We start from the raw sequence: 24169 nt of genomic DNA, 5'->3' as shown, positions 1-24169 counted from the left end.
GCGCGTCCTTATACGGCGACCGGGATGTTGCGCTCGACGATGTCGGCGACCACCGCGATCGTGTCGCCCGGTTGCACGATGCCCGGGAAGTGCCGGGCCGCGAGCAGCCCGCGCCGCCGTGCGACGTACTCGATGGGCGTGACGCCCGTGCGGTCGATGTCGTGCACGCGCGCGAGCACGTCGCCGGCCTCGACCTCGCTGCCGAGATCGCGGCACATCTCGAGCAGCCCGTGATGCTCGCTCGTCGTGTAGCAAGAGCCGTCCGGCATGTCGAGCAGCGTCGTCGTACGCGGCGCGTTGCCATCGATGACGTCCTTGGCGATCACGCCCGCATGCGCAAGCAATCCATACACGCCGCGCTCGGCGATCGCGACGCTCGTCGCCGTCGACGTGCCGCCGCCGCCCAGCTCGGTCGACACGAACACCTTGCCGGCTTCCTCGGCCGCGCTGTCGTACAGGCCGACGCTGTCGAGTTCCAGCATGCGCATCGAATACGGCGCGCCGAACGCACGCATCGCGCGCTCGCAGCGCGCTTCCTGGTCGCGATCCTGCAGCACGTGAATCGCCGCGAACGGCACGAAGTCGAGCGTGCGCCCGCCCGCGTGAATGTCGAGCACGTGCGTCGCGAGCGGCAGCAGGTGGCGCTGGAAGTAGTCGGCGATCTTCTCGGTCACCGTGCCGTCCGGTCGGCCCGGGAAGCTGCGATTGAGGTTGCCCGCATCGATCGGCGACGTGCGGCAACCGGCGCGGAACGCCGGGTAGTTCATGAACGGCACGACGATCACGCGGCCGGTCACGTCGGCCGCCTTCAGCGAGCCGGCGAGCTTCGACAGCGCGACCGGCCCTTCGTATTCGTCGCCGTGATTGCCGCCGGTCAGCAACACCGTCGGCCCGTCGCCGCGCTTCACGACGGTCACCGGAATCATGATCGCGCCCCACGCGGAATCGTCGCGCGAGTAAGGCAGCTTCAGGAAGCCGTGCTGTTCGCCGTCCGCGTCGAAATCGACGGTCGGCGTGATCGGGGAAGCACGCATCGCCCTACTCCTTTACGAACAGCTTGCGCGGTGCGTTGCAGAACGTCTCGACGCCGGTCTCGGTGATCAGGATGCTCTCCGTGATCTCCAGCCCCCAGTCGTCGAGCCACAGCCCGGGCATGAAATGGAACGTCATGCCGGGTTCCAGCACCGTCCGGTCGCCCGGGCGCAGGCTCATCGTGCGCTCGCCCCAGTCGGGCGGATAGCTCGCGCCGATCGGGTAGCCGCAGCGGCTGTCCTTGTCGATGCCCGCGCGGCGCAGCACCGCGAAGAACGCGTTCGCGATGTCCTCGCATACGTTGCCCGGCTTCGCGGCCGCGAGCCCGGCCTCGATCCCTTCGACCACCGCGCGCTCGCCTTCGATGAAGTGCGCGGGCGGCTTGCCGAGATAGACGGTGCGCGACAGCGGGCAGTGATAACGGCGGTAGCAACCGGCGATCTCGAAGAACGTGCCGGCGCCGCGCGCGAACGTCGAGTCGTCCCACGTCAGGTGCGGCGCGGCCGCGTCGGCGCCGGTCGGCAGCAGCGGGACGATCGCCGGGTAGTCGCCGCCGAAGCCTCCCGCACCGCCGATCCCGGTCGCATAGATCTGCGCGACCAGGTCGCTTTTCTTCATGCCCGGCTCGATCGTCTCGACGATGTGCGCATGCATCCGCTCGACGATGCGCGCGGCCACGCGCATGTACTCGATCTCGCGCGGCGACTTCACCGCGCGCTGCCAGTTGACGAGCGCGGTCGCATCGACCCAGCGCGCGGCCGGCAGATGCTTCTGCAACGACGCGTATGCCGCTGCGCTGAAGTAGTAGTTGTCGAGTTCGACGCCGATGCGCAGCGCGCTCCAGCCGCGCGCGGCGATCACTTCCGTGGACAGGTAGTCCATCGGATGGCAGGCCGTCGACTGCACGTAATGGTCTGGATACCCGACGATGTTCTCGTGCGCCATGAACGCGGTGCGCTTCGCGCCGTTCGCGTCCTGGCCGCGGCCGAACCACACGGGTTCGCCGTCCAGTGCGAGCAGCACGCACTGGTGCACGTAGAACGACCAGCCGTCATAGCCGGTGAGCCAGCCCATGTTGGTCGGGTCGGTGACGATCAGCAGGTCGATGCCGGCCCGCTCCATCGCCGCGCGTGTCTTCGCGATGCGCGCGGCATATTCGCTGCGCGCGAACGCGAGCCGCGGCGCGGCTGTCTGGGTTTCGATGACTGCGGACATCTGTCTCCTCTCAAGTCGTGAGGTCGTTGTGAAAAATCGTGCCCACTTCCGCCGCGCGGGCGCGTTGCAGCGCGAGCACGGCAATCGCGGTGTCCTGCGCGCCGGTGCCGGTCAGGTCGCAGATCGTGACGTCGTCGCGATGCGTGCGGCCGTCTCGGCGGCCGGCGATCACTTCGCCGAGTTCGGGAAACACCGCGTCGGCTGCAACGGCGCCGGCCGCGATCGCATGCGCGAGCTCGCCGGCCACGCGGGTCTGCCGCAGCCGGTCGCAGAAATAGCGCGCGGCGCCGAATACCGACGGCGCGAGTTCGGTCTTGTAATCCGCATCCGAACCCATCGCCGTCACGTGCAGCCCGGGGTGCAGATCTTCCGCGTGCACGAGCGGCGCACGGCTCGGCGTGGTCGTCACCGCGATGTCCGCGTCGGCGAGCGCCGCGTGCACCGAGCGCGCGACGACCGCGTCGATCCCGTGCGCGGCACGCACGTCGGCCGCGAATCGCGCGGCACGTTCGGCATCGCGCGCCCACACCGTCACGTGCGTGATGTCGCGCACGAGCATCAGCGCGGCAAGCTGCAACCGCGCCTGTTCGCCCGCGCCGACGATCGCCGCGCGGCGCGCATCGGCGCGCGCGAGCCGGCGCGCGGCCACGGCGCCGGCGGCCGCGGTGCGCACGGCTGTCAAGTAACCGTTGTCGAGCAGCACGGCCTCGGTCAGGCCGGTACGCGCCGACAGCACGAGCATTAGCCCGTTCAGGCTCGGCAGCCCGAGCGACGGGTTGTCGAAGAAACCGGGGCTGACCTTGATCGCGAAGCTGTCGAAGCGCGGCAGGTACGCCGTCTTCACGTCCACTTCGGCGTGGCGCTCGGGCAGCGCAAGATTCAGGATCGGCGGCATCACGACGGCGTCGGTCGCGAGCGACGCGAACGCGGCCTCGACCTGGTCGATCGCGGCGAGATCGAGTGGCACCAGCGCACGCAGTTGCGCGTGGCCAAGCAACGTGACGGGATGGGCCATGTCAGTTCTCCGAAACGAGCCTGCGATGCACGGCCATGTCGATGTTCGCACCGCTCACGACGACCACGATCGGGCCGCTGCGATCGCGGCGTGCGATCCGTTCATCCAGCAGGGCGGCGAGGCCGACCGCGCCGGCGCCTTCGACGACGAGCCGCTCTTCCCGATACGCATGCGCGATGCCGCGCGCGATCGACGGCTCGTCGAGCAGCACGACGTCGTCGGCCAGCGCGCGCGTCATGTCGAACGTGTAGCGGTTGTCGAGGCCGATGCCGCCGCCGAGCGAATCGGCCAGCGTCGGCTGTTCGTCGACGTCGACCGGGCGACCGGCCGCGAGGCTCGCGTGCATCGCGGCGCCGCGCGTCATCGATACGCCGATCATCTCGATCGGCGGCCGGATCGCCTTCGCGGCAAACGCGACGCCGCTGAACAGGCCGCCGCCCGACAGCGGCACGACCAGCGTCGCCGTATCGGGCAGCGCTTCGAGTATCTCGACGCCGATCGTCGCCTGGCCCGCGATGATGCGCGGATCGTCGAACGGCGGCACGTATGCATAACCTTCGTCGCGCACCAGCCGCCGCGCTTCCACCTGCGCGTCGTCCTGGCTGTCGCCGACGATCACCACGCGCGCGCCGAGCGCCGCGACCGCCTCGACCTTGTTGTCCGGCACGAGCGACGACATGCAGACGGCCGCATCGATGCCGAGCGCGCGTGCCGCATGCGCGACCGCGCGGCCATGATTCCCGGTCGATGCGGTGACCACGCGCGTCACGCGCTGCGCCGCAAGTTCCGCTAGCGCGTTGGTCGCGCCGCGCAGCTTGAAGCTGCCGGTCGGCTGCAGCGTTTCGAGCTTCAGGTAGACCGGGGCGCCGACACGCGCGGACAGCGCGGCGGACGCGACGAGCGGCGTACCGTCGGCGCGCCCGGCGAGACGGCGGCGCGCGCGGTAGACGTCGGACAGCGACAGGGAAGACATGGAATGCGCGCCTCGCGACGAATGTGATGCGATCCAGTCTAATGTTCCAAATCGCGCTTTCGAATGTCCTGATACATTGCGCGCGATGTCGCGGCAGCGCCGCCGGTTCAGTGGAAGTCGTTCAGGTGCGGATACTGTTCGAACACACCCGCGATCGTCTCGAGCGCTGCATTGCACGCCGCATCGGAGGTTTCGGCGCCGATGCACACGCGCACCGCGTTCGGTCGCTCCGTGCCGCCGACGAGAAACGGATCGGGTGACGTCACCGCGATCTTGCGCGTGCGCAGTTCACGCACGATCCGCTCGGCTTGCCAGTAGTCGGGCACGCGCAGCCATGCCGACAGCGCGTTGGGATGCGCACCGAGCACATACGGCCCCAGTGCGGCCCGCACCATCTGCTGACGCACGGCGAGCCGCTGGCGCTGCAGTTCGACGAGCCGCCGCGCGGTGTCGTCGACGATCCAGCGCGTCGCGATTTCGGCGATCGGCGACGTCGCCATCCAGCTGCTCACGCGCAGCACGCTCTCGACGCGCAACGCGAGCCGTCGCGGCATCGCGAGATAGCCGGTGCGCAACCCCGTCAGTACCGATTTCGTCATGCTCGTGCAGTAGAAGCCGAGCTCCGGAATCAGGCTGGCGATCGGCGTGCCCGTCTTCTCGAGCAGCGGACCGTACACGTCGTCCTCGATCACGTATACGCCGTAGCGCGTCGCGATGCGCGCGATCGAGCGGCGCCGCGAATCGGTCATCAGCGACACGGTCGGGTTATTGAGGGTCGGCGTGCAGACGAGCGCGCTGATCCGCTCGCCATCGCACATCTCCTCGAAATGTTCGGGACGGATGCCGTGCTCGTCCATCTCGAGCCCTTTCAGCGTAAACCCGAGCACGTTCGCGGAGCCGATCACGCCGTGATCGGTCAGGCTCTCGCACAACACGGTGTCGCCCGGCCCGACGATCGACGCGAGCGCGAGAAAGATCCCGTGCGCCGCGCCGTTCGTCACCAGCAGCGATTCGCGGTGCACCGGCATGTTCAGCGACGCGAGCCAAGCCGCGCCGGCGTCGCGATGCGCATCGAGGCCGGCGATCGGCCGGAACGAACGGATCCACGGCTGATCGTCGGTGCCGGCCAGCGCCGTGCACACGCTGCGCCATGCCGCGTCGTGCTCCGGCGTGTGCACGATGCGGGCGATCGAGAAGTCGACGAGTTCGCGCTCGGTCGTATCGAGGATGTAGTTCGACATCGATTCGGTCACGCGCGCGGCCACGAAGCTGCCGCGGCCGACCTCGCAGCGGATCAGCCCCTGACGCTCCAGCTCCTTGTACGCGTTGGTGACGGTCTGCACGCTGACACCGAGGCTCGACGCGACGTCGCGCTGCGGCGCGAGCCGCGCGCCCGGCGCGAGCGCGCCGTTCTCGATGTCGCTGGCGATCGCCTTCACGAGCCGCTTGTATTTCGACTCGATGCCGTGCACCGCGCCGAGCGCGTCGCGCCAGCCTGCCGATACCTCGGTCCGTCCCATCTCGATGTCTCCGTCGTGGCTTCCGCATGGTCGCTCAGAAAGACACCCCGAAAATATTGTCCTAGTGCAATCGCGTTCGAAAGCAGGACGTCGTGGGCGAATCGCGCGGTGCAATCGGCGTGCCCGAGCGACCGCGGCCCGCACATTTTCCGGTCGGTCGAAAGTCGCGGGCTACCTACCCGCCCAGCGGGCGGCGCGCGGGCTTGGAATTTGCTTCACATGCACGGCCGTGCTCGTGTGGTCGAACAGTGGTCGTCTGACAATTCAATATCGTCGCCGCGCCCCATGCGACGTGTCATCCCGGCGACGAAAACGATAGTTTGCTATCGAATATTTTTGCCCCTATCATCTCGCCCATGACCAATCTGCACGACCTCCGCCTCGCCGTCAGCAGCCTGCTCGTGCTCACCGCGCGCAAGTGGCGCCGCACCAGCGACGGCGTGCTGACCGCGTACAACGTATCCGAGGCCTGCGCGACGCCGCTCTTGATCGCCGGGCGTCTCGGCGAAGGCGTGCGGCAAGGCACGCTCGCCGAGCACGTGGGCATCGAAGGGCCGTCGCTGGTGCGCCTGCTCGACCAGCTGTGCGCGGCCGGCCTCGCACGCCGCGACGAGGATCCGCACGATCGCCGCGCGAAAACGATCTCGCTGACGGCCGCCGGCCGCGCGGTCACCGCGAAGATGGAGGAAGACCTGCGCGCGCTGCGCGCCCAGGTGCTCAAGGGCGTGTCGCGCGCCGATCTCGAAGCGACGCTGCGCGTGCTGAACGCGTTCAACGCCGCCGACGCGCATCCTCCGGCGTCGCACGCGTCCCACCCCGCCGATTCCGCGTCATGACCTATCCGAGCCTTCGCGACTGGCTGTTCTCGGGCAAGACGTTCGCCGCGTCGATGCTCGCGCTGTACCTCGGCCTGTATTTCCAGTTGCCGCGCCCGTACTGGGCGATGGCGAGCGTCTACATCGTGTCGAACCCGTTCGTCGGCGCGACGCGCTCGAAGGCGCTGTACCGCGCGCTCGGCACCGCGCTCGGCGCGGCCGCCGCGATCTTCTTCGTGCCGCCGTTCGTCGAGACGCCGCTCCTGTTCAGCATCATCGTCGCGACCTGGTGCGGCACGCTGCTATACCTCGCGATCTCGGATCGCACCGCGCGCAGCTACGTGTTCATGCTAGCCGGCTATACGATGCCGCTGGTCGCGCTGCCGACCGTCACCGATCCGTCCACGATATTCGACGTTGCGATCGCGCGCACCGAGGAAATCGTGCTCGGCATCGTGTGCGCGAGCGTGGTCGGCAGCGCCGTGTTCCCGAACCGGCTCGCGCCGACGCTGATCGAGCGCACCGACGCGTGGTTCAAGGACGCCGCGTTCTACGGCCGCGAAACGCTGTCCGGGCACCTGGCCGGCAAGGCGCTGTCCGCATGCCGGCAGCGGCTCGCCGCGACGATCACCGGCCTCGAATTCCTGCTGAGCCAGCTGGGCTACGACCATGCGCATCCGCGCGTGCTTGCGCGCGCGCAGGCGCTCGCGGGCCGGATGCAGCTGTTCCTGCCGCTGATGTCGTCGCTCGCCGACCCGCTGATCGCGCTGATGCGCGACCTGCACGTGCGCCCGCCCGCGCTCGACGCGCTGCTGGCCGACGCCGCGAAATGGTTCGACGCGCCGCTGCCGGCCGTGAAGACCGGTTCCGACGGCGATATGGCGCACGATCCGGTCGCGGACGACCTGCGCGCGCGCATCGCCGCGCTGCAGCCGCCCGACAGCGCGCTGGCGAGCTGGGACGGCGCGTTGCTGTCGAATGCGCTGTGGCGGCTGCGCCAGGTCATCGACATCTGGCAGGACTGCCGCTCGCTGCGCGCGCTGATCGCGAACGAGTCGGGCGTGTGGCAGCCGCGCTACCGGCACTGGCGGCTCGGCGGCACCGAGCGCTTCTTCGATCGCGGGATGATGCTGTTCTCGACGCTGACCGTCGTGTTCGCGATCGTGTTCGCGTGCTGGCTGTGGATCTCGTCCGGCTGGCACGACGGCGCGGCCGCCGTCACGCTCGTGGCCGTGTCGTGCAGCTTCTTCGCCGCGCTCGACGAGCCCGCGCCGCTGGTGTTCAAGTTCTTCCTGTCGACCGCCGCGAGCGTCGTGTTCGCGGGCCTGTATCTGTTCGTCGTGCTGCCGCACGTGCACGATTTCGCGATGCTCGTGCTGATGTTCGCGGGGCCGTTCATCCTGATCGGCACGCTGCTGCCGCGCCCGCAGTTCAACATGGTGACGATGCTCGTCGCGGTCAACACGGCCACCTTCATCAGCATCCAGAGCGCGTACGAGGCCGATTTCTTCGTGTTCCTGAACAGTAATCTCGCGGGCGTCGCCGGGCTGCTGTTCGCGTACGTGTGGACGCGCGCGACGCGGCCGTTCGGCGCGGAACTCGCGGTACGGCGCCTGCTACGCTCGGGCTGGGAGGACGTCGCGCGCTCCGCGTCGACGCAACCGCTCGACGATCAGCGCAACCACGCATCGCGGATGCTCGATCGCGTCACGCAACTGCTGCCGCGCCTCGGCGCGTCCGACGACCACCGCCACCCGTCGATCGAAAGCTTCCGCGACCTGCGCATCGCGCTGAACGCGCTCGACCTGCGTCGCTCGCGGCGCCGGCTGTCGGGCGACGTGCCCGACGCGATCGATCGCGTGCTGGCCGGCGTCACCGATCACTACGCGCGCTGCGCGGCCGCGAACGCGCGCCAGCCCGCGCCGCCCGCCCTGCTCGCGACGATCGACGACGCGCTGCGGCGCGTGGCCAGCCGCAACCTGCCGGGCGCCGCGCCGGCCGACGGCACCGCCGCGCCCGCGGCGCCGGTCACGCACCGCCGGCTGCGCGACACGCTGCATGCGCTTGTCGGCCTGCGCCTGTCGCTGTATCCGGCCGCGGCCGCGCAAGCGCCACAGACGCCGGACGGAGCACGCGCATGAGCCGGCTTTCCACCTTGTCCTTCCGACCGCGACCATGATCGGCGAAATCGATATCTTCGGCGTGTTCGTGCCGGCCCCGCTCGTACTGATGTTGATCGCGTACCTGATCAACATCGTCGTGCGCGCAGTGCTCGAGCGCGTCGGCTTCTACCGCCTCGTCTGGCACCGTTCGATCTTCGACCTCGGCATCTACGTGTTCGTGCTGGCCGCCGTCGTGATCGTGTCCCACCAACTCGTGGCTACCTAACGTGAAAAAAACCTGGCTCTCGGCAGGGCAAGTCCTGCTCACCCTGATCGTCGTCGTCGTGGCCGGCCTCGTGCTGTGGCGCATCATCAACTACTACATGTTCTCGCCGTGGACGCGCGACGGGCACGTGCGGGCCGACGTGATCCAGGTCGCGCCGGACGTGTCGGGCCTCATCACGTCGGTGCAGGTCGCCGACAACCAGGAGGTCAAGCGCGGCCAGGTGCTGTTCGTGATCGACCAGGCGCGCTACGCGCTCGCGGAACGGCTCGCCGAAGCGACGCTCGCGCAGCGCCGCGCGACGCTGGCGCAGGCGAAGCGCGAATACGCGCGCAACCTGCAGCTCGGCAACCTGGTCGCGAGCGAACAGGTCGAGGAAAGCCGCACGCGCGTCGAGCAGGGCGAAGCCAGCGTCGCCGATGCGCAGGTGTCGCTCGACACCGCGAAGCTGAACCTGCAGCGCACGACGATCGTCAGTCCCGTGGACGGCTACCTGAACGACCGCGCCCCGCGCGTCGGCGAATACGTGCCGGCCGGCCGCGCGGTGCTGTCGGTCGTCGACCGCAACTCGTTCCGCGTCGACGGCTACTTCGAGGAAACCAAGCTGCGCGGCATCCATATCGGCCAGCCGGTCGACATCATCGTGATGGGCGAGCCCCATGCGCTGCGCGGCCACGTGCAGAGCATCGTCGCCGCGATCGAGGATCGCGACCGCACGCAGGGCGCGAACCTGCTGCCGAACGTGAACCCGGCGTTCAGCTGGGTGCGGCTCGCGCAGCGCGTGCCGGTGCGCGTCGTGCTCGACGAGGTGCCCGACGATTTCCGGATGATCGCGGGCCGTACCGCGACCGTATCGATGCGCGGCGCCGACACGCACCGCAACGACGACGCGAAGCCGGTGGGCACCGGCGCCGCATCGGCGGCCGCGCCGGTTTCGGCTACGTCAGGTACGGCCGCCAGCGCCGCGGGAGCCTCGCAATGAAGCGGCATGGTCTGCGCGTCGCGGCGACGCTCGCCCCGCTTGCGCTCGCACTCGGTGCGTGCAAGTCGGTCGGCCCCGACTACACGCTGCCGCAACAGGCGTACGTCAACGCGCCGCTCGCGAACCATGCGCTCGACGACGCGAACGGCACGCTGGTGTCGCGCGACGCGGTGCCCGGCAACTGGTGGCAACTGTACGACGACCCGGTACTCAATGGGCTCGTGCGCGATGCGCTGAAGTCGAACACCGACCTGCGCGTCGCCGCGGCGAACCTCGCCCGCTCGCGCGCGGCGCTGGTGGTCGCGAACGAACAGGGCGGCTTCTCCGGCAAAGCCGAAGCGGCCGTGCAGCGCGCGCAGGAATCGGCCGAGCAATACCTGCTCGAAAACAAGCTGCCGGTCGTCAACGAAGGCACGGTCGGCATCAACGTGTCGTACGAGCTCGACCTGTTCGGCAAGCTGCGGCGCGGCGTCGAAGCCGCGCGCGCGGACAGCGAGGCCGTCAAGGCGGCCGGCGACCTCGCGCGCATCACGGTCGTGGCCGACGTCGTACGCGCGTATGTCGAAGCGTGCTCGGCCGGCGACGAACTGGCGATCGCGAAGCAGTCGCTCGCGCTGCAGCAACAGCGCGTCGCGCTGTCGCAGCGGCTGCGCGACGCGGGGCGCGGCAACCAGACCGACGTGACGCGCGGCGTGACGCAGGTGCGCACGCTGTCCGCCGACATTCCGCGCTTCGAAGGCCGCCGCAAGATCGCGCAGTACCAGCTCGCCGCGCTGCTCGCGCGCGCGCCGGCCGACCTGCCGAAAGCCGCCGCCGAATGCGAACGCCTGCCGAAACTGCGTCAGCCGATTCCGATCGGCGACGGCGCCGCGCTGCTGCGCCGCCGCCCCGACGTGCGCGAAGCCGAGCGTCAGCTCGCCGCCGCGACCGCGCGGATCGGCGTGGCAACCGCCGCGCTGTACCCGTCGGTCAGCATCGGCGCATCGGCCGGCTCGGTCGGCGTCGCCGCCGACCTGTTCTCGTCCACCACGAATCGCTGGTCGTTCGGACCGCTGATCAGCTGGTCGTTCCCCGTGAACGGCCAGCGTGCGCGCGTGCGCGAAGCCGAAGCCGCGACGGGCGGCGCACTCGCGCACTTCGACGGGGTCGTGCTGAACGCGCTGCGCGAAACGCAGTCGAGCCTCGCGACCTATGCAGCCGACGTGCAACGCACGGATGCGCTGCGCACCGCGTACGAATCGGCCCGCAGTTCCGCCGCCGAAACCCATCGGCTCTATGCGGCCGGCCGCGAATCGTTCATCGCCGATCTCGACGCGACGCGCACGTTGACGAGCGTGCGGGCGCAGGTCGCGGCGGCCGAAGGGCAGGTCGCGGCCGACCAGGTGCGGCTCTTCCTCGCGCTCGGCGGCGGTTGGGACGGCGACGGTGCGGCAGCCGCCGCGAACGCCGGCTCCGCGGCCACCGCACCTGCGGCCGGCCCGTCGGCGCCGTAGCGACATCGGCTATATCGCATGCGTGACGACACGCCCCGCGGCAACGGGTTGGACTGATTCGCGCGATGGCACTCGCAGGGCCGGCGTTGACGGTACACTGGCCGATGCATTTCCAATCACCTTTTGCCGCAGCCGGCTCTGCCGCGGCAACCACCCGGAGAGTCATCATGCGAACGAGCGCCCGCAACCAATTCGCCGGCGAGATCAGCGCCGTCAAGCCCGGTGCCGTCAACGACGAAATCACGCTGCGCACGCAGGACGGCCTCGAGATCGTCGCCGTGATCACCCATGGCAGCGCGGCGTCGTTGGGCCTCGCGGCCGGCACGAACGCGTTCGCGCTCGTCAAGGCGTCGTCGGTCATCGTGATGGTCGACGTCGACAGCAGCAAGGTGTCGGCTCGCAACTGCGTCGCGGGCACCGTCGCGTCGGTCGCGAAGGGCGCGGTCAATTCGGAGGTCGTGATCAAGGCGGCGAGCGGTGCGGAAATCGTCGCGATCGTCACCAACGACAGCGTCGATCGTCTCGGGCTCGCGAGCGGCGCCGCCGCATCCGCGGTCTTCAAGGCATCGAGCGTGATCGTCGGCGTCGAGTGATCGCGTGACGATCGCACGCAATGTGCGGGCAACCAGCATTCCGGAACCAACGATCGGCTGTTAGCGTTCCCATAAACGGCCACCTTGCAATGCGCAGCGCCCGTCGCTCACGACGCGGTCAGTGTCGATGCCGGTGATGAATATCCGGAAAATGCGCATGACTGTGCGTGATCGGCAGATGCACGTGCGGATGCGTGTGCGGTTCATCGCCGTCATACGGGAAGTCGTGCGCGTGCTGGTGATGGTCGTCGTGCCGATGCCGATGCGTATGCTCGAGCCGCTCGTGCGCATGCGTGTGTTCGTGCCGTTCGCGCACGTGCAGCCAGATGCCGAACGCCATCAGCGCGGCCGCGATCCAGAACGTCGCGGGCGGCAACGCGGGCCAGATCAGCAGCGACAGCACGACCCCGAACAGCGGGGCAATCGAAAAGTACGCGCCGGTGCGCGCGCTGCCCAGATGACGCAGCGCGACGACGAACAACACGAGGCTGATCCCGTAGCCGCCGAGCCCCGTCAGCATCGCCTCGGCCATGACCGGTATCGCAGGTAGCGTCGCGCCGGTCGCCAGCGCGATGCCGATGTTCACCGGCCCCGCGATCAGCCCTTTCACGCCCGCGATCACCATCGCGTCGTTCGCGGCCACCTTGCGGGTCAGGTTGTTGTCGATCGCCCAGCACAGGCATGCGCCGACGATCAGCAGCGCGCCGACCGGCACGCCGGCCCGGCCCGGCGTCCACGACAACAGCGTGCCGCCGGCGACGATCGCCACCATGCCGAGAAATATCTGCGTATCCACGTTCTCGCGAAACACGACCCACGCAATCACGGCCGTCAGCACACCCTCGAGATTGAGCAGCAGCGCGCTCGTCGCCGCCGGCGTGCTCGATAGGCCGAGCATCAACAGAGCCGGGCCAGCCACGCCGCCCGCCGCGATCGCCCCGGCCAGCCACGGCAGATCGGCGCGCTGCAACGGCGCGGCGTCCGCGGCCGGTGCGTGACGGCCGTGCCAGCCGCGCAGCAGCATCCCGATGCCGAGTCCGACGCCACTGCCGAGATAGAAGAGGCCAGCAACCATGAACGGCGACATCGCGCCGATCAGCGCCTTGGCGAGCGGTGTCGCGGCGCCGAACAGCGCGGCAGCGGCGAGCGCGACGAAAATCGCGGAACGTCTCGGGTTCATGGTCCGGGTTGAGTTGGCGTTAACGACGCTGGGCGTGGCTTTGGATCGAGCCGGGCCTGCCTTATTTTTCGAATGACGGTTGTATCGCGGCAATCGGCTTGCCCGCGGGCTGATGATCCAGTCGTGATTATCGCGCGCAATTTTTATCGCGACGAGCAGGCGGGATCGCTCACGCGTCGATCGACGCGTTTCGCTTCATCATTTCGTAACGCGAATTATGCGGTAGGCTCGCCAATTACTCAGGGATACGAATTATCTAAACGTAAGCGGAACAATCAAGATCTCGCGCGTGTCGAGCCCGATCGACGAATGTGAGTCGTCCGGTCGCGTTGTCTGTTCGACGGGGAGGAGATGGACCGGCAGGTTCAGTGCCGGTAGAGGCAGTCCCGACCTGCGTCTGTCGACGCCGGTCGGTCTGTCGTGTCATGCGCCGCCGCGGCTTGCAGCGGGTACGCGGCGCGCGATGTGGATTACTCGTTGCCGGCCGCTTGCTGTTCGACCTGCGGTGCGGCGCCGGTCTGCACCTTCGCTTCCGCTTCGACCCGCGGCGCGGCATCGGTCTGCACCTTCGCTTCGGCTTCGGCTTGCGCCGGTTGCAGTGCAGCAGCGACCTCGGCCTGCTGCTCGGCCTTCGGCTGCTGCGGCGCACCCTTGGCCGATTGTGCCGCGCCCTTGCCGCCGGGGCGACGAGCCTTCAGACGGCGCGCACGCGCCGCGTCGTCGTGCGTCACGCGCCCGGCTTCGTTACCCTGCAGGTCGACGCGCACCGCGTCTTCGACGAGGCAGGACCAGTAGCGGTTGCCGCGGCACCACGTCGACATTGCCTCGCGCAGTTCCGCTTCGCTGAGGCCCACGGCCTGCGCTTCGCGGGCGAGATCGTCCCAGATGCCAACCTTGAGCGGCACTTTAGGGGCCGGATTCTTCGGGAACGCGCGCGGAAACTTCCGCTGCAGTTTGCCGATCGCGACGATGACCGGATCGACCGGCGCCGACGGCTTCGTCGGAGCAGGCTTCGCTCGCTGCTGCGCCTTCGCGCCGGCGCCCGGCTTGGCGCCGCGGGACGGCTGGTCGCCGGACTTCGGCTTCGCGCCGGCGTCCGTCGGCGCCGCCGGCCGCTTCGCGTTGCGCTCCTGCTTGGCCTTCGCTGCGAGCTGCGCCCGCAATTCGGCAAGTTGTTCAAAACCCATAAATTCAATCCACCAGGAATATAAGGTGTGGTTCGTGCGGCCATGCCGCGCGGCGCAAAAGCATCGCCGCCATGCGTGCGGCCGGCCTGCCGCCGGTGCGGAACACTACGGGGCCGCATCGCGCACGCCACTCTGTTTTCAGGCACCCGGCCTCGATGCCGGACAAGGCAGGAGTGGAAGTATACCGGTACGCGGGACGGTCGGTTGACTCGCCGGTCCGCATTTGCCCGAGCCGCGGCGCCGAAAATGCGTCCGCGTGGTCGTGTTGCGCATTATATGGATACGTTTCCGGATGTCACGCCATTCGCGGCCCGGCCGGAAATCGGGCCGGGCGGACGCTCGACTGAATATGCGATCTTCCGCGCGACAGCCGTCGAACAGCGTCGTGCCGCGTCCGCAAAGCGTTGCATTGCATGGCCCCCGACGTCGCCCGACACGCCCGCCCGACCCTCGCTTGCGCCGGCATCGGCGGCCGATTGGTTGCGTCCGCATCGAACGCGTCGCGGACGAAAATATCGGAAAGTGCGTAGTATGGCCGAATCGACTTCGTTGGCAGCACGTCCCGCCGGCTTTTCACCGTACGCCCGATCGGCCGTGCGCGATCCCGTTGCCTGCGAAAAGACCCGGTTTCAAGAGACGGAGCGGATGCATGGTTTCCCAAGACGACACCCCGCACGACGGCATCACGCGCGACGAGATCCACCATCGGCAGATCGACATGCGCGGCTATCGGCGCAGCGACGGCCTGTTCGAAGTAACGGCCTGCCTCGCGGACCGCAAGACCAGCGATTTCACGCCGCCCGGCGGTGCGCGGACGGTCGCGGCGCTGACGCCGCTCCACGAGCTTGGCGTGACGCTCGTCTTCGACGTCGACATGGTCGTGCGCGCCGTATCCACGTTCATCCGTTCGCATCCGTATGCGCAATGTCCGGGCGGCGGCGACTCGCTGCAGGCGCTCGTCGGATTGACCATCGGCGCGGGCTGGAACAGCGAGGTGCGCAAGCGCCTGCCGTCTTGCGATACGTGCACGCACCTGAAGGAATTGCTCGGCCCGATCGCGACGACGGCCTATCAGACGATGGTCGGCATGCGGCGATCGTCGCTCGATTACCGCGACAGCGAAGGCAAGCCGCTCAAGATCGACAGTTGCTATGCCTACGGCGCATCGCGCGATCTCGTCAAACGTCTTTGGCCCGAACATCACCGGCCTTCGGGCACTGCGAAGGGCGGCTGAAGCCCCGGCACGCGGCGGTCCGGCGTTGTTTGCGAAACCGGTATTGCGCGAACGACTGCAGATCCTGCCTGTGTCGATTCGGTAGATCGGCGCTGCCGTATCCGTCCTCAGAACACGCCCAGTGCCAGCCCCGCGGCAAGACCCGCACCCAGTTCTGCGCAGCGCGCGAGCGCGTCATCGTCGATCGTCTTCGTCGCGAGAATACGCTCCGGCGTCTGCGCATGTGTGCAGACGATCAGCCCGGGTGCGACGTTCTTCAGCCGCCATCCGGTCGCAATCCGGTCGATCTGCCGCAACGCGTTCTGTCCGTCGCTGCCCGCGCAGATCATTGCCGCATACGGACGACCGTTCACGCGATCGAGCGCCGCGTAGTAGCAGCGATCGAAGAAATCCTTCATCAGCCCGGACATCGCCGCTAGATTCTCCGGCGTCGCGAACAGGTACGCGTCGGCTGCCAGCACGTCGTCGGCGCTCGTCGCGTCCGCGCGCTGCAGCCTGACGTCGACGCCGGGCTGCTCGCGAGCCGCACCGGCAGCCGCTTCGGCCATCTGCTGCGTGCCTCCGGTCATCGTGTGATAGACGATCAACAGCGTTTTCATGGGTCGTTGCTCGCAGTCGGTTTCGGGTGCGCGGACGTATCGCCGGGTTTGGGCCGGAGGGTCGGTCGGCACAGGGTCGGTGCGATCGTGCGTTCGTTTTCTCCGGATCGGCCAGTTTCGCGCATCGCAGCGATTTCGACCGGCCCGCGCTTCCAGATGCTTGCGGATACGCGTTCAGCCCTGCGTGCGATGCGATGCGGCGCCGTCGTCGTGTCGCGCGTAGTACGCGAGGAACATGTCGGCGGCCGATTCCGCCACTTTCTGCTGCTCCTGCGCCGTCAGCGGCGGCTGGCCCATCGTGATCTGCGGCCAGAACGCGAATGCCTTCATCGCGCCATGCAACTGATGCGCGGCGAACACCGGATCGGTGACCGCCAGCCGGCCGGCCGCCGCGGCCGCACGCACCCAGACCGTGACGTCTTCCTCACGCTCGCCGAGACGTTCGACCATGTCGCGCGCGCGTTCCGGCGAATGGATGGCCGCGCCGATCGCGACGCGCGCCAGCGCGAGAAACGCTTCGTCGTTCATCAACCGCAATTTGCGCTCGAGCAGCGCGAGCAGTTGCTCGCGCAGCGGCACGTCGGCGCGATAGGTCGGCAAGTTGCCGGCCCGGGTCGCATCCCACAGCTTGTTCAGGATCGCGGCGAATAGCGTCTCCTTGCTCGGAAAGTGGTTATAGACCGTGCGTTTCGACACATCGGCGCGCGCGGCGATACGATCCATGCTCGTCGCATCGTAGCCGGCCGCGAGAAATTCCTCGATCGCCGCATCGACGATGGCTGCGCGCTTTCGGTCGGTCAGGCGCTGAGGGGAAGTGCTGGTATCCATACAGAAATTTTACACCGGGCAGTTTACTTATCTCAAAAATAAACTACACTGTTTAGTGTACTTTATTCTTCGGACGAACCGGACATGGCATCGCCTCTCGTTTTGATTCACCGCATTCTGGGCTTTGCGGCGGCCCGCCGCGGCCGGACGCTGTCCGGCGGTTCGCCGCAGCACAACGGCGAGCGCTTTGCCAATGTCGCGCCGCGGCCCGCCGAAGGATTGGGCAAGACGCTGGGCATCGCATGGAACATGCTGGTCAACAAGCCGCGTCATACCGTGCCGGCCGGCGCCCTCCCCGTCGATTCGCTGACCCGCGCGGAACTCGACGCGGCGCCCGATCGCAGCCTGTACCGGCTCGGCCATTCGACGCTGTTGCTGAAGCTGCGTGGCGAATTCTGGCTGACCGATCCGGTGTTCGCCGAGCGCGCGTCGCCGTTTCGGCGCATCGGCCCCAAGCGCTTTCATGCGCCGCCGATCGCGTTGGAAGATCTTCCGCCGCTGCGCGGCGTGATCCTGTCGCACGATCATTACGATCACCTCGATCGCGACACGGTGCTCGCGCTTGCCGCCACCACCGGCGTGTTCGTGACGACGCTGGGTGTCGGCGATCGGTTGATCGAATGGGGCGTCGACGCGGACAAGGTTCGCCAGCTCGACTGGTGGCAAAGCGCGGACGTGGCCGGGCTGACGCTGACGGCTACGCCCGCCCAGCACTTCTCCGGGCGTAGCCTGTTCGACGGTAACAGTACGCTGTGGGCGTCGTGGGTGATCGTCGACGACGACCTGCGCGTATTCTTCAGCGGCGATACGGGTTATTTCGATGGCTTCCGGGAGATCGGCGAGCGCCTCGGGCCGTTCGACGTCACGCTGATCGAAACAGGCGCCTATGATGCGCAATGGCCGTACGTGCACATGCAGCCGGAAGAAACCGTGCAGGCGCACATCGATTTGCGCGGACGCTGGCTGGTCCCGATCCACAACGGCACGTTCGACCTCGCCATGCATCGCTGGCAGGAGCCGTTCGAGCGTGTCACGGCGTTGGCGCTCGTACGCGGCATCGAACTGTCAACACCGAGAATGGGCGAACGCCTCGATCTCGACGCGCCGCATCGTGGCGAGCGCTGGTGGCGCGCGGTCGACGAGCGCGCGGCAGCGCCGGCGGCGAAATCGCGACGCTGGCAGCTTTGCGCATCGCAGGCGACGAAGTAGTCCGCCAGTCGCTGCGCGTGCCTGCCGGGAAGATGACCGTGCCGCGATTCCGGGTGGTGAATGCGTTGCCCGCCTCCCCTGCACGTCGACGGCTGCCTGTCGACCCGATTACCTGAGTAGAGAAGTCATGCATCCGGTACCCGTCCGATACATGCCCGGCCAACGAGACGATGATGTCGCCATCACGGCATTCGACCAGGCAGGCCACCGTTCGACCCGCCGCAGCCGCGAGAACGAATTGCGGCAGGCGCTCGCAGAGCGCGTCGCGAGATGGACCGAAGGTGTCGATCACCTCAACACGGCCATTCCCAATCTGAGCTTTCATCGAAGGGAAGCGCCGACGCTGCCGATGGAATGCATGGTCGAGCCGAGCTTCGGCCTCGTCGTTCAGGGCGCGAAGCGGGTCATACAGAGCGGGGATGCGTATATCTATGACGCCGACCGCTTTCTGATCACGTCGCTCGATCTGCCCGGTTCGACGCAAATCATCGAGGCCAGTCCCGACAAACCGTTTCTCGGGCTCGGCCTCAAGCTCGATTTCCGCGTCATGGCCGAACTGATGATGCAAGTCGCGCCGGATCACGACGATGCGCCGGCTGGCCGCGGACTCGTCGTCGGCGACATGACCGAACCGCTGTACGACGCGCTGAACCGGCTACTCGCGCTGCTGGACGACCCGAACGCGATTGCCGTTCTCGCACCGTATATCGAGCGGGAAATCTACTATCGGCTGCTGACGAGCGACCAGGGCGCGCGCCTGCGCCAGATTGCGTCCACCGGCAGTCAGTGCAACCGCGTGTCGCGCGCGATCCGGTGGTTGCGCGCTCACTACGACGAATCGTTGCGCGTCGATGATCTCGCGGCGCAAGTTCAGATGAGCAGTTCGACCTTCCATCATCACTTCCGTCAGCTCACCGGCATGAGTCCGTTGCAGTATCAGAAATGGATACGACTCAACGAGGCGCGTCGGCTGATGCTGGCGGAGCGGCTCGATGCAGCGTCGGCGGCGTTCAGGGTCGGGTACGCGAGCCCAACGCAGTTCAATCGGGAATATAGTCGGCTGTTCGGTAATTCTCCGCGACGGGATATCGATAGCCTGCGAGGTGGCGCGGACGTCGCTCTGTCGATCGTGGCGAGTTATTGATCGCGAGCGCGGACGGTAGCGATGTACGGGCTTCGATGGGATTCGCAAAGTACGGGGCTGGATTTGTCGCATGCAGTTTAAGGGGACGCGCGCCACTCTGTAAGATCATGTTGTACCGGCGGCGCTCCAGAGTCCTGCTCGACGACTCCCCGGCCTCAGCTTCTCCGCTCCATATTTCGCGATTTCACGAATCTGGGGCTCGGCACATGCGTTGTCACGTGACAACCGGCGCTAAATACCAAGCCCACTTGATGCCGAATTGGCGGCTCGATGCCACACAGTGGTGGAGTGATCCCCCGACACGTCGACAACCTCTAGCTGCGCCCCGCCACAAAACGTCTCATAAACTACAAATCACGTATCGATCAAGACGAATCTACCTGCGATTGGGCCGTTCCCCAACGCCGTCGCACTGAAATAGCATACGCCCCCATTTCCAAGCTTTTTCGCGCTCATTTCGCGTGAAACAGGATGAAGAATGTGGCGCAAGCCATTGCCACACAAGGATTTCCGGCGAGCATCGATTTTCGGCGAATGTTTCACGACCCGATCCGTTTGGGTTGGCACATGTCCCTGGCACATGGATTCATCACCCATTGCGGCCGGTATACGCGGCGATCTCGCGCACGTCGAACCTCTCCAGGGCACGGTGAATTGATACTTGCCACGAGACAGCCTCCCCTGTTAGCCGACACGAGCAGCAACACTAATTTCGCTCCACCGCGTAAATGGGGACACATCATAGTCGCCACGATATCGTCGTGGGGGCGCACCTCAGCAGTTGTTCTGACGCATAGCTTCGACACGTGAGCGTCCATGCGACGATAGCGGAATAACGGCCCGATGATGTCCCGACCACGCTACCGAGACGCTCGTTTGCAACCCTCGCGCGGGACTCTTCCCTTCATATACAGCCCGCCTGCCGCACGAGTCTTCCAGACACCGGCTCCTGTTGTCACGTGACAACTCGCTAGCGATTCAGTGACGAGCCGAGACCGAAAACTGTCGACGATGCCGTTCCTCCCTAGCAATAAGCCCTGTACGCCACGAGCACACGCCAACCACGACGACTCCCTGATGATCGCGGAGTGCCCGTTAGGAGATGCGTCGGAATCCATTTGTCACGTGACAACTCACCTCGGTACCGACGAGGGGTATATGGTCACGCGCCGCGCGCATCGACAATTGAAGTAAGGAAATTTCTGACGTTCCTGCGGAATCCGAGACGCAGCGTATGGAACAGTTCCTCACGGCGTACGGCCCAAGAGAAATCGGAGATCCAGCGACTTGTCACGTGACAACCCTCTGTTTCCCCGTGGCCAACATCATCACCGACATGGATTCGTATCGAATTTCGAATGAGATCTACGCACGCCAAAACGCCAAGTCTCTCCACAAGATCTCGTTATGGACCCCAAAGACCGTCGGCTTCCCTCACATTTGTCGTTCGTTCTTTTGCAACCGAGATCGATGGTTTTTTATCGAATCGCTACTCTCGAATAACGCTTAGCTATTCGGTCTACTTGTCACGTAACAACCACAACGACCAATAAAACATCCATAGCATTGAACACTTTTGTAGACAACCTATGAATAACTGCCTATATTACGTAAAACTCCTAGGAGGAATTCAATGGCTTTCAAGATCGCCGTCAGTAATCAAAAAGGTGGAACTGGAAAGACAACCATCTCCGTCAACATCGCGGCGGCATTCGAAGCCGGCGGCAATAAGGTCGCGCTGATCGATGCCGACCCTCAAGGCACTTCCGTCCGGTGGGTCACAAGTGGCGAGAACACGCTCCCGATGACGGTCCTGTCGCTGGCGCCTGCCGGCCGCGGCATCGGCGGCGAAATCAAGAAACAGGACGCGAACTTCGACGTGATCGTCGTCGACTGCCCCGGCAACCTCGAAGATCCACGTATTGCATCCGTCCTCGAAGTGGCGGACTTCTGCCTGGTGCCGCTTTCGCCGTCGCCGGCCGATCTGTACAGCACGGTTGCAATGATCCGCATGATCGAGTCGATGCGCGCCGTTCGAAATCCTCAACTTTCTTCCGCATTAATGCTGAATAGCGTTAATGGAAAAACTAAAATGCGTGAAGAAATTTTAAAAATTTTACGAGCTGAAGAAATAGGGGAGCATCTGCTCGACAGCCAGATCGCGCAACGCGAGGTCTATCGTCAGACGTTCGCGCTCGGCACCACGATCCATCACCATAATCGATACCTGAAGGGCCTGAAGGAAGCCCGCGCGGAAATCGAAAAACTGGTCACGGAAATGGCCCAATACATCGCGTCGACGCGCGCTACCGGAGCCGCCCATGGCTAAGGACACCTCGAAAGACAAGAAGCCGACCGGCAACCTGCATCTGGCAGCCGGCCTGTTGCGCGGACTCGCGCAGGAAAACGCGGCGCTCGAAACGCGGCTGCCCGAGCCGGCGGCCGCACCGGCTGCCGTCGTCGAAGCGGCGCCCGCCAGTGCGCCGGCCGCAACCGCGCCCGCCGGTGCGCCCGATCTGGGCGCGCCGCAGAAAGTACTGGTCAAGGACTGCATTCCGAACCCGTTCAACCCGCGCGTGTTCTACTCGGAGTCGAGCCTGCACGAACTCGCACTGACGTTGAAACGGGAAGGGCAGATCGAGCCGATCAAGGTCACGCGGCTCCCCGAATTTCCCGGCAAGCTCGTCGTGATCGACGGGCAACGCCGGCTGCGTGCGACGAGCATCAACGGCGACGAGACGATCAATGCGACGTTCCGCACCGATCACACGCCCGAGCAGCTCTATACGATCGCGTACCGCGCGAACCACGATCACGAACGCCAGACGATCTTCGACGATGCGGTCGCGTGGAAACGTCTGCTCGACGAGAAGGTCTTTGCCGACCAGAACACGCTGGCGGAAAAAATCGGCAAGGACAAGGCATCGATCAGCAAGACGCTGTCGCTGAACGCGCTGCCGAACACGCTGCTGGAGCGGATGGCGAGTGCGAACGACGTGGTCGGTCTGCAGGCCGCGTACTTTCTGAAGCTGATCTTCGAACGCCTGGGCGAGCCGACGGCCGACCGGCTGCTGACGGCCGTGATCGACCGGAAAAAATCCGTCCGCGATCTCGAGAATTTCCTGCGTGCGCAAAGCGACGGCGCCAAGAAGCCCGGACGGACGCGCTATAGCGTCCGTCATGACTTCGCACTCGAATCGCGCGCAATCGGTCAGTTGAAGACTTATCCGGACGGACGTCTGGATCTGCAGCTCAAGGGCGTCGACGCATCCCACCAGGAAGCGCTTGCCGACAAGCTCAAGACCGTCATCGACGCGTACGTCGCCGATCTGGCGGCGGCAACGCCAAAGTAACGCGCCACCGGCAAAAGGCCTCGCCTTCGCGCTGCGCCGCGCAGCCGGACCACAACAGGGTCCGGCGCACGGCGCGCACGACGGCGAGGCCTCTTTCAGTTGCCCGCGAGACTGCTTTTCAGCAGGAATTCCAGCAGGTCATCCGAGGTCGGCTCGCCCCACGTATCGAGCGCCAGCCAGCGGAAGAAGCTGGTCTGCGCGAGCTTGCTCGCCTTCTTCTTCGGCGACAGCGTCAGATCCTTCGAACCCGCCACCGTCTCGTTGTAACGCTCGATCAGCCTGGTCTGGTCGTCGATCTCCAGCTCGCGGAAATACGCGCCGGCTTCCTCGACCTTCGCCGCCAGATACTTGTCGCGAATCTGTTCCTGCTTGCTCTGCGCGGATTCCTTCGCCGGTGCGGCCGCTTCGGTTCCCTGCCCGTCGGCCAGCGTGTAACCGTGCGTCAGCGCCTTGCGGAAATACGCGGCGACGTTGTCGACCGGCGCCGCATTTTTCTTCGTGGTCCGATTGAGCGTATAGGCGATCGCCGCCTTGATGCGCTGCACGCCGTATTGCGTGATCAGCCGGCGCGCCTCCGAACGCGGAATGCCGAACTTCGCGACCTCCTCGACCAGCGCTTCGTTCTTGACGTCGCCGTCTTCGACCGTATCGGTGCTCTGCTTGCGTGTCACCTTGAACTGCACGGCTTCCACGCTGCGGCCGGATTTGTGTTCGATCAGCTCGAGCGTGTGATCCGATACTTCGTTCACCTCCTGAATGCACGGCACCAGGACCTTGCTCTTGAACAGCTTGTATTCCTTGTACGACTGCGACGCCTTGTCCTGGCCGAGAATGAGGTCACGGAATTTCGGCAGCGGAATCTTCGCGGTGATGCCGATCCCTTCGTAGCGCACCGTGTTTTCCCACAGCGCGAGCGAGTGCGATCGCCGGAACTCGCGAGCGATCCGCATATCGATCAGCGCGTAGATCTCGGGATTGAGCAGTTCGCTGCGAATCTGGTCGGAGAAGCTGTACTTCAGCACCGATTGCTCGAGCTCCGCGCCGGCGAGCAGGCCCGATGCTTTCCAGACCGTCGAACGGTCCGCGGCCAGGTAGTCCCAGTTGACGACGGTACTGATCAGCGAGTTGACCGTATCCTTCACGTACTTCGTGTTGTTGCTGTTCAGCCCGCTCTCGTGCGACAGCGACGCGATCGAGATCGAGAAGCTCGTCCGGCCCGGTTCGAACGCCTCCTGCCGAAGTGCGTTCTTGATCAACGAGCTGAACATCTTGCGCTGCTGCAGACCGATCTTTCCCGACTTCGGTGCGATATGAATCGCCTGGACCGCCTTGCGCAGCAAGTCGGGCGGCTCGGGTGTCTGAAACAGCGAAACCTGTTTGTCTGAGCCTTTGCTTGCGGGCTTGCGCGGCAT

General features: G+C 66.2%; 21 protein-coding genes. 11 read left to right on the top strand and 10 right to left on the bottom strand.

What is annotated here, in order from left to right; translation table 11 throughout:
- Positions 1-8: 8 nt before the first annotated feature.
- The 5 genes from doeB to ehuR all read right to left on the bottom strand — a co-directional run bounded on the left by doeB (position 9) and on the right by ehuR (position 5755).
- Positions 9-1034, bottom strand: coding sequence for a N(2)-acetyl-L-2,4-diaminobutanoate deacetylase DoeB (doeB, locus tag KR541_RS30120; protein ID WP_089490153.1), 1026 nt, complete (start codon positions 1032-1034; stop codon positions 9-11).
- Positions 1035-1038: 4 nt separating this feature from the next.
- Positions 1039-2247, bottom strand: coding sequence for an ectoine hydrolase DoeA (gene doeA / locus KR541_RS30115; protein WP_089490154.1), 1209 nt, complete (start codon positions 2245-2247; stop codon positions 1039-1041).
- Between the two features lie 10 nt (positions 2248-2257).
- Positions 2258-3262 (bottom strand): cyclodeaminase, encoded by a 1005-nt coding sequence (locus tag KR541_RS30110; RefSeq protein WP_216090021.1) that lies wholly within the window; start codon positions 3260-3262, stop codon positions 2258-2260.
- Position 3263: 1 nt separating this feature from the next.
- Positions 3264-4235, bottom strand: a complete 972-nt coding sequence (eutB, locus tag KR541_RS30105; RefSeq protein WP_050015658.1) for a hydroxyectoine utilization dehydratase EutB — start codon at positions 4233-4235, stop codon at positions 3264-3266.
- Positions 4236-4342: 107 nt separating this feature from the next.
- Entirely contained in the window at positions 4343-5755 is a 1413-nt protein-coding gene (gene ehuR, locus KR541_RS30100; RefSeq protein ID WP_050015659.1) for a MocR-like ectoine utilization transcription factor EhuR, read from the bottom strand.
- A 356-nt stretch (positions 5756-6111) separates the two neighbouring features.
- Between ehuR and KR541_RS30095 the strand changes: the two genes are divergently transcribed.
- From KR541_RS30095 to KR541_RS30070, 6 genes are all read left to right on the top strand, one after another.
- Complete coding sequence (locus KR541_RS30095) at positions 6112-6591, top strand: MarR family winged helix-turn-helix transcriptional regulator (protein ID WP_050015660.1); 480 nt, start codon at positions 6112-6114, stop codon at positions 6589-6591.
- Positions 6588-8711, top strand: a complete 2124-nt coding sequence (locus tag KR541_RS30090) for an FUSC family protein (protein ID WP_050015661.1) — start codon at positions 6588-6590, stop codon at positions 8709-8711. Before KR541_RS30095 ends, KR541_RS30090 begins: the two co-directional genes overlap by 4 nt.
- A gap of 34 nt (positions 8712-8745) precedes the next feature.
- On the top strand, positions 8746-8958 hold the full coding sequence (locus tag KR541_RS30085) for a DUF1656 domain-containing protein (RefSeq protein ID WP_006481008.1): 213 nt from the start codon (positions 8746-8748) through the stop codon (positions 8956-8958).
- Between the two features lies 1 nt (position 8959).
- Positions 8960-9937, top strand: a complete 978-nt coding sequence (locus KR541_RS30080; protein ID WP_089490157.1) for an efflux RND transporter periplasmic adaptor subunit — start codon at positions 8960-8962, stop codon at positions 9935-9937.
- Positions 9934-11430 (top strand): efflux transporter outer membrane subunit, encoded by a 1497-nt coding sequence (locus tag KR541_RS30075; protein WP_050015665.1) that lies wholly within the window; start codon positions 9934-9936, stop codon positions 11428-11430. Before KR541_RS30080 ends, KR541_RS30075 begins: the two co-directional genes overlap by 4 nt.
- Before the next feature lie 167 nt (positions 11431-11597).
- Entirely contained in the window at positions 11598-12023 is a 426-nt protein-coding gene (locus KR541_RS30070; protein ID WP_050015667.1) for a TOBE domain-containing protein, read from the top strand.
- Between the two features lie 118 nt (positions 12024-12141).
- On the opposite strand, the gene KR541_RS30065 is transcribed toward KR541_RS30070, so the two are convergent.
- Together KR541_RS30065 and KR541_RS30060 are read right to left on the bottom strand one after the other, a co-directional pair.
- Positions 12142-13203 (bottom strand): DMT family transporter, encoded by a 1062-nt coding sequence (locus KR541_RS30065; protein ID WP_050015669.1) that lies wholly within the window; start codon positions 13201-13203, stop codon positions 12142-12144.
- A 470-nt stretch (positions 13204-13673) separates the two neighbouring features.
- On the bottom strand, positions 13674-14390 hold the full coding sequence (locus KR541_RS30060) for a ProQ/FINO family protein (protein WP_252996700.1): 717 nt from the start codon (positions 14388-14390) through the stop codon (positions 13674-13676).
- Between the two features lie 649 nt (positions 14391-15039).
- Here KR541_RS30060 and KR541_RS30055 point away from each other — a divergent pair.
- Complete coding sequence (locus KR541_RS30055) at positions 15040-15624, top strand: DUF2889 domain-containing protein (protein ID WP_050015673.1); 585 nt, start codon at positions 15040-15042, stop codon at positions 15622-15624.
- Positions 15625-15731: 107 nt separating this feature from the next.
- Here the strand turns inward: KR541_RS30055 and KR541_RS30050 are convergent, their stop codons facing one another.
- Both KR541_RS30050 and KR541_RS30045 read right to left on the bottom strand, forming a co-directional pair.
- The gene (locus tag KR541_RS30050; RefSeq protein WP_089490160.1) at positions 15732-16223 is read right to left on the bottom strand and encodes a flavodoxin family protein; all 492 of its coding nucleotides are present in this window, start codon (positions 16221-16223) and stop codon (positions 15732-15734) included.
- A gap of 174 nt (positions 16224-16397) precedes the next feature.
- Positions 16398-17051, bottom strand: coding sequence for a TetR/AcrR family transcriptional regulator (locus KR541_RS30045; RefSeq protein WP_089490161.1), 654 nt, complete (start codon positions 17049-17051; stop codon positions 16398-16400).
- 84 nt (positions 17052-17135) lie between these two features.
- Here KR541_RS30045 and KR541_RS30040 point away from each other — a divergent pair, with 84 nt between their 5' ends.
- The 4 genes from KR541_RS30040 (at position 17136) to KR541_RS30025 (ending at position 22757) form a co-directional block, all read left to right on the top strand.
- Positions 17136-18260, top strand: a complete 1125-nt coding sequence (locus tag KR541_RS30040; RefSeq protein WP_089490162.1) for an MBL fold metallo-hydrolase — start codon at positions 17136-17138, stop codon at positions 18258-18260.
- 127 nt (positions 18261-18387) lie between these two features.
- Positions 18388-19404 carry an AraC family transcriptional regulator gene (locus KR541_RS30035; protein WP_050015681.1) on the top strand — a complete coding sequence of 339 codons (1017 nt, stop codon included), beginning with the start codon at positions 18388-18390 and terminating at the stop codon, positions 19402-19404.
- Positions 19405-21037: 1633 nt separating this feature from the next.
- On the top strand, positions 21038-21733 hold the full coding sequence (locus KR541_RS30030; RefSeq protein WP_006497839.1) for a ParA family protein: 696 nt from the start codon (positions 21038-21040) through the stop codon (positions 21731-21733).
- Positions 21726-22757 (top strand): ParB/RepB/Spo0J family partition protein, encoded by a 1032-nt coding sequence (locus tag KR541_RS30025; RefSeq protein ID WP_124555189.1) that lies wholly within the window; start codon positions 21726-21728, stop codon positions 22755-22757. Before KR541_RS30030 ends, KR541_RS30025 begins: the two co-directional genes overlap by 8 nt.
- Before the next feature lie 95 nt (positions 22758-22852).
- Here KR541_RS30025 and KR541_RS30020 read toward each other — a convergent pair whose 3' ends face one another.
- Complete coding sequence (locus KR541_RS30020; RefSeq protein WP_050015685.1) at positions 22853-24169, bottom strand: replication initiation protein; 1317 nt, start codon at positions 24167-24169, stop codon at positions 22853-22855.

Origin of the sequence: Burkholderia sola, assembly GCF_905400185.1 — a bacterium.
Classification (GTDB): Bacteria; Pseudomonadota; Gammaproteobacteria; order Burkholderiales; family Burkholderiaceae; genus Burkholderia; species Burkholderia sola.
The sequence above is the reverse complement of the archived record's forward strand: the minus strand, read 5'-3'. Positions and strand labels throughout refer to the sequence as shown.